The sequence below is a fragment of the Streptomyces sp. NPDC060198 genome, from assembly GCF_042728415.1.
Classification (GTDB): domain Bacteria; phylum Actinomycetota; class Actinomycetes; order Streptomycetales; family Streptomycetaceae; genus Streptomyces.
The window spans coordinates 1-5,674 of sequence record NZ_JBHWZJ010000418.1 but is presented as its reverse complement, the minus strand read 5'-3'; the positions used below and the strand labels follow the sequence as shown (position 1 = coordinate 5,674).

Sequence of the window (5,674 nt, the reverse complement as noted above, 5' to 3'; positions counted from 1 at the left end):
GCGAGGTGCTGTCACCAGGGCCCGGGCCTGTCCGGGAAGAGGACCGGACGGGGACGCTCAGTGCTTGAAGGCGTCCTTCGTCTTCTCCTTGGCCTGACGGGCGTCGCCCTTGGCCTGGTCCGCGCGGCCCTCGGCGGTCATCCGCTCGTTGCCCACGGTGCGGCCGGCCGTCTCCTTGACCTTGCCCTTGGCCTGCTCCACCTTGGCCTGGGTCTTCTCATCGGCAGCCATGATCACTCCCACCTTGCTGTGCTCGACTTCAGGGTCAGTGGTTCGTGTGACCGCGAAGTGCTCGTGCAAACCTCCCTCGCCCCTCGCGGCGCTCGCGCCTCCGGTGGCCGCCCCGGCGCGGAGTGTGCGCAGGAACGCGCCGAACCCGTACGGGGCGCGGGGCGTCAGCCGGCCCGAGGTCTCGACGGCGCAGGCGTTCGTCCGCAGCACCCGCGCACCGCCGTCGCCGAGGGCGCGGGCCAGCGCCCGGTCCTCGCCGAGGGGTACGGGCGGAAAGCCCCCGGCGCGCGCGTAGGCGTCCGCCCGGACACCGAAGTTGGCGCCGTGGACGTGCGGATGATCCCAGTCCGGCCCGGTCCCGTCAGGCCCGGTCCCGTCCGGTCGCCCGGCGAAGTAGTGCGTCCGGTGCAGGTCCCGTACGACCGCTTCCTCCAGCGAGCGGGCCGGGGCGAGACGGACCGTGCCCAGCACGCAGTCCCAGCCGGCGCGGGCACAGGTCAGCTGGTGGGCGATCCAGTCGACGGGGACCCGGCTGTCGGCGTCGGTGGAGGCGATCCAGGTGTGCGCGGCGGGGGTGGCCGCCCTCCGCAGGCCGTGCGCGACGGCGGCGGCCCGGGCCGCTCCGGCCGACCGGTGGCCGGTCCGCACCACCTCGGCGCCTGCCGCACGGGCCACCGCCTCGGTCGCGTCGGTGCACGCGTCGGCGGTGACCACCAGTGTCAGCGGCGGTACGTCCCGCAGGCGGGCACGCGCGTGCCGCTCGGCGGCCCGGACGGCTCTCAGCGCGTGAGGCAGCGTGTCGGCCTCCTCGTGCGCCGGAACGGCCACCACGAGACCGTCGATGCGCCGCTTCACACCAGGCCCTCGGCGCGGGCCGGCGAGGGCGGCGGTGAGCCGTCGGCCAGGGGGCGGTGGTGGAGGCTGAGGACGAAGTCGGGGTCGTGGAACTCCGTCCCCGCCACCAGGCCGGGTATCTCCCGCAGCAGCGGCGCCAGTTGTGTTCCGGTCAGCCGGTGCTCGGGCACCGGGTGGTCCCAGTGCACGGTCACCAGGGTGCCGCCGGGTTCCAGACTGCCGACCGTGCGGGCCAGGATGTCGTGGAACGTCGTCTCGTCGAAGTAGTAGAGCAGCTCCGACAGGACGATCAGGTCGAAGGTGCCCTCCGGCCACTGCGCGGGGACGGTGAGGAGACGCGTCTCCACCTGCGGCAGGTCGCGGTTGCGCGCGGCGGCCCCGGCGACCGCGGCGGGGACCCGGTCGGTGGCGAGCACCGTGTCGCACCGCTCGGCGAGCAACCGGGTCAGGACGCCCGCCGAGCAGCCCGGTTCGAAGGCCCTGCGGTAGCGGCGGCGGGGCAGCGCGGCGAGGGTGAGCGCGTACTTGCGCTGTTCGTACCACCGTCCGGCGAGGTCCCAGGGGTCCGCCGTGCCGGAGTACATCCGGGAGAAGTACGAGTCCGGGGTGGAGGCCCCCGACCCCCCGGCCGTCCCGGTCAGGTCGGAGCTCACAGCAGGATCACCTCGAAGGCGCGTCGGTGGTGGAGCAGTTCGGCCGGCGGAAGGATGACGGTGGCGTCGTCCGGGTCGTCCGCGAGGGGTGCGATCTGGGTACGGAAGCGGTTGACGGCGGCTCCCTTGCGGGCCTGCTCGGCCTCGGTGAGCGGCAGCCGCCGTACGGACCCCCAGGGCACCCGGGGGTCGCCCGGCACGGCCCAGTGCCACATCCACACCGGGTAGTACCAGAGCGGCGTCCCGGTGACCCGCGCCGCCGTGCGCGCGGCCCGTCCCGCCGCCTCGTGGTCGGCGTGCAGATCGCCGGTCCACGGCGCCAGGCAGAGCCGTGCACCGCTGCTCCGCACCACCTCCGCGAGGTGCCCGGCCACCTCGCTCTCGTACGCGTCCACCCGGGTGTCCGGCACCCCGAGGCGGGTCCGCCGACGGCGGTCGATCCCCAGGTCGTCCAGGGCGGCGGTCAGCTCGTCGGCGCGCAGCCGGGCGAGGGCGGCCGGGGACACCCGGCGACTGCCCGGGTGGGACGCCTCCCCGTCGGTGACGGTGACCACGTGCACGTCGGTGCCCGCTGCGGTGAGCCGGGCGAGGGTGCCGCCGACGCCCAGCACCTCGTCGTCGGGGTGGGCGGCGACCACGACCACCGGCCCGTCGATCCGGGGAGCGGCCCGTACCGCCTCCCAGCCCTCCCAGCGCGCCCACTCGGCCTCCGGGGTGCCGTCCGCCCGGATCGCGGCGGCGGCCCGCTCACGGTCGGCCGCAGGGCCGGACCCGGGGTCCGGGGCTCCGGTGGCTCCGGTGGCTCGGGGATTCGGTCCCGCGCCGGTCCCGGTGCTCAGCACTCTCCCGGTGTTCATCGGCCGGCTCCCTCGGGCGGAGCCACCAGGGTGGTGCCGAGGGCCGCGAGATCGCGGTCCGCGTGGTGCTGACGGATGTAGACGGTGAGGTCGGCGACGCGACGGGCGTGCACGGCGTCGTGACAGAGCGGTCCGGCACCCAGCGCGCGGCCGACGTGGTCCAGCACCAGAGTGGCGACCCGCTCCACGGCCGCGCGGGCCCGCATCGCCCGCAGCGCGGCGTCGCCGGTACGGTCCTGCGGGTCGGCGTCGATCTCCGTGGCGGCGACCCGCAGCACGCACTCCGCGCCGTGCAGCGCGACGTCCACCGCACCCAGGTGGGCGGCGGCGAGCTGGTCGGGGGCGCGGCGGGACGCGGAGGCGAACAGGGTGTCGGCGATCCCGCGCGCCCCGCCCAGCCAGCAGGCGGCCACCCCGATGCCCCCGTGCGCGAATCCGGGCCTTCGGACGTACGCGTCGACTCCGCCCACCGGCACGGCCTCCACCCCGGTGAACCGCACGTCCGGGGTGTCGCTGCCCGCCATGCCGATCGCCTGCCAGGTGCCGGGCACCGGGGCGTATCCGGGTACGTCCGTGGAGAGGGCGAACAGCCGTCGCCCCTCCTCGGTGTCGGCGGTGACCAGCGCGTGCGTACAGCTGTGGGCGCCCGAGCAGTACGGCTTCACCCCGTCCAGGAGCCAACGGCCGTCCGCGCGGGGCCGCGCGGTGAGCCTGGCGCCGGGGGGCTGTGCGGCCCACACGCCCCAGCGCTCGCCCGGAGCGGGGGCGGGCGAGCCCAGCTCGGCGAGGATGGCCACCGCGTCCGCGTGCCCCTCGGCGAGCCGGGCCAGGGCCAGATCGTCCCGGCCCAGCCCGTGCAGCGCCTGGAACCTCTCCCACGTGCGCCCGCCTCCCGGCAGCGGTACGTGCGGCGCGCCGTCGCGCACCCAGGACGCGAAACGGCCGGCCGCGACGGCGCGCAGCGCGCTGCCGTCCGGCGGCCCCGAGAGGTCCGGCGTTCCGCCGGCTGCCGGTTCCTGACGTGTGGTGGCGGTGGTACCCACACCTGCTCCTTCGGTCGACATGCGCGTCTCCTTCCCCCATGCCAGCACCCGCGGGGGCACCTCGCCCGGCGAGCACGCGTGTGGCCCGGCCGCATCGGCCGGGCCACACGGTGCGCCGCTCACGAGGGGGGAAGCGGGCGGCGCGGGAGGGCACTCGTATCGCTCTGTCTCCGCCGAACGCCCACACGGCGTCCGGCCTCCGCCGGGCCGACGCGTCCACCCGGCGCCCGAGGGCACTCGGAGGGCGGGGGCGCGTCTCCCGGGGTCACTCTCCGGGCGTGAAGGCGTCCTTCAGCACTCGGAGGCGTCCCTCAGTGCTTGAAGGCGTCCTTCGTCTTCTCCTTGGCCTGACGGGCGTCGCCCTTGGCCTTCTCGGCGCGGCCCTCGGCGGTGAGGCGTTCGTTGCCGACGGTGCGGCCGGCCGCCTCCTTGACCTTGCCCTTGGCCTGCTCCATCTTGGCCTGGCTCTTCTCATCGGCAGCCATGATCGCTCCCACCTCACTGTGCTCGACTTCAGGAACAGTGGTCCGTGTGACCGCCGTGCGCCGGCTCAAACCCCACAGGAGCCCCACGAGTGCGTGACGGCACATCTCGGCACACCTTCAGGGTCCGCCGTGAACGGCGTGATAACAAACGGGGATCAATCACCGCGACGGGGAATGTGCGGATCTCCCGGCCCGTTGGGCACAGTCATGCCTGATACCGACACCGGTCGACTCCGTATGCCCTTGGCCGTATACATCCTGGGCCTCTCGGTCTTCGCTCTCGGCACCAGCGAGTTCATGCTCTCCGGTCTGCTGCCGCCGATCGCCGACGACATGGGCGTATCGATTCCGCGCGCCGGACTGCTCATATCCGCGTTCGCGATCGGCATGGTCGTCGGCGCCCCGCTGCTCGCCGTGGCCACGCTCCGGCTGCCGCGCCGCACCACGCTGATCGCGCTGATCTCGGTGTTCGGGCTCGGCCAGGTCGCGGGAGCGCTGGCACCGACGTACGAGGTCCTCTTCGTCTCCCGGGTGGTGAGCGCGCTCGCCTGCGCCGGGTTCTGGGCGGTGGGGGCGGCGGTCGCCATAGCGATGGTGCCCCGGAACGCGCGGGCGCGGGCGATGGCCGTGATGATCGGCGGGCTGTCGATCGCCAACGTGATGGGCGTGCCGCTCGGCGCGTTCCTCGGCGAGAGCCTGGGCTGGCGGTCGGCGTTCTGGGCGGTGGGCGCCGCGTCCGCCGTGGCACTGGTCGGGGTCTGCACCAAGATCCCCCGCATCCCGGTGCCGGAGCGGCGCCCGCAGCTGCGTCAGGAGCTTTCCATCTACCGCGACCGCCAGGTGTGGCTGGCGATCGTGATCACCGCGCTGGCGGCGGGCGGCGTGTTCTGCGCGTTCAGCTACCTCGCCCCGCTGCTGACCGATGTCGCCGGGCTGAGCTCGGGGTGGGTGCCGTGGGTGCTGGCGCTCTTCGGGGCCGGTGCGCTGGCCGGTACGACGATCGGCGGCCGGATCGCCGACGCGCACCTCTTCGGCGTGCTGCTCAGCGGCATCGCCGCCTCCACGGTCTTCCTGGTGGCGCTCGCGCTGTTCGCGTCGAGCCCGGTCGCCGTGGTGCTCATCGCCTTCCTGCTGGGCTTCTCGGCGTTCTACACCGCCCCCGCGCTGAACGCCCGCATGTTCAACGTGGCCGGTGCCGCGCCGACGCTCGCCGGAGCGACCACGACCGCCGCGTTCAACATGGGCAACACCGCCGGTCCCTGGCTCGGCGGCGCGGTGATCGACGCCGACCTCGGTTACGCCTCCCCCGCGTGGGCGGGCGCCGCGATGCTGGTCGTGGGCCTGGCGGCGGTGGCCCTGGCGCTCCGGGTCCAGCGCGGCGCCGCCTCCCGGTCCCGGCTGGTCACGGGCGCTGCCGGGGACACGGCGTCCGTGGACGGCGCGACGGTCGTGCGCCCCCGGGCCGCGCTCGCCGACGAGCGGGCGGACCTGCCCTCTGCCTGAGGCGTTCCCGTCGTACGCACACGGAACCGCCCCCGGAGAACCTGGTG

General features: G+C 74.8%; 6 protein-coding genes and 1 pseudogene. 1 reads left to right on the top strand and 6 read right to left on the bottom strand.

Annotation, left to right across the window (positions count from 1 at the left end; translation table 11 throughout):
- Window positions 1–57: 57 nt before the first annotated feature.
- From ACFWEP_RS30705 to ACFWEP_RS30680, 6 genes and pseudogenes are all read right to left on the bottom strand, one after another.
- Window positions 58–231, bottom strand: coding sequence for a CsbD family protein (locus ACFWEP_RS30705; RefSeq protein WP_387374974.1), 174 nt, complete (start codon window positions 229–231; stop codon window positions 58–60).
- Window positions 232–660: 429 nt separating this feature from the next.
- Window positions 661–1,059: pseudogene (locus tag ACFWEP_RS30700) on the bottom strand (glycosyltransferase); the annotation flags it as partial.
- A 23-nt stretch (window positions 1,060–1,082) separates the two neighbouring features.
- Entirely contained in the window at window positions 1,083–1,670 is a 588-nt protein-coding gene (locus ACFWEP_RS30695; RefSeq protein ID WP_387374972.1) for a class I SAM-dependent methyltransferase, read from the bottom strand.
- Between the two features lie 65 nt (window positions 1,671–1,735).
- Window positions 1,736–2,596: a PIG-L deacetylase family protein gene (locus tag ACFWEP_RS30690; RefSeq protein WP_387374970.1), complete on the bottom strand. Its 861-nt coding sequence runs from the start codon at window positions 2,594–2,596 to the stop codon at window positions 1,736–1,738.
- On the bottom strand, window positions 2,593–3,660 hold the full coding sequence (locus tag ACFWEP_RS30685; RefSeq protein ID WP_387374968.1) for an acyl-CoA dehydrogenase: 1,068 nt from the start codon (window positions 3,658–3,660) through the stop codon (window positions 2,593–2,595). The genes ACFWEP_RS30690 and ACFWEP_RS30685 overlap by 4 nt, the downstream gene beginning before the upstream one ends.
- Window positions 3,661–3,950: 290 nt before the next feature.
- Complete coding sequence (locus ACFWEP_RS30680) at window positions 3,951–4,124, bottom strand: CsbD family protein (RefSeq protein ID WP_387374966.1); 174 nt, start codon at window positions 4,122–4,124, stop codon at window positions 3,951–3,953.
- Window positions 4,125–4,361: 237 nt separating this feature from the next.
- On the opposite strand from ACFWEP_RS30680, the gene ACFWEP_RS30675 reads away from it, so the two are divergent.
- The gene (locus ACFWEP_RS30675; protein WP_387374964.1) at window positions 4,362–5,627 is read left to right on the top strand and encodes a Cmx/CmrA family chloramphenicol efflux MFS transporter; all 1,266 of its coding nucleotides are present in this window, start codon (window positions 4,362–4,364) and stop codon (window positions 5,625–5,627) included.
- The last annotated feature ends 47 nt before the right edge of the window (window positions 5,628–5,674 follow it).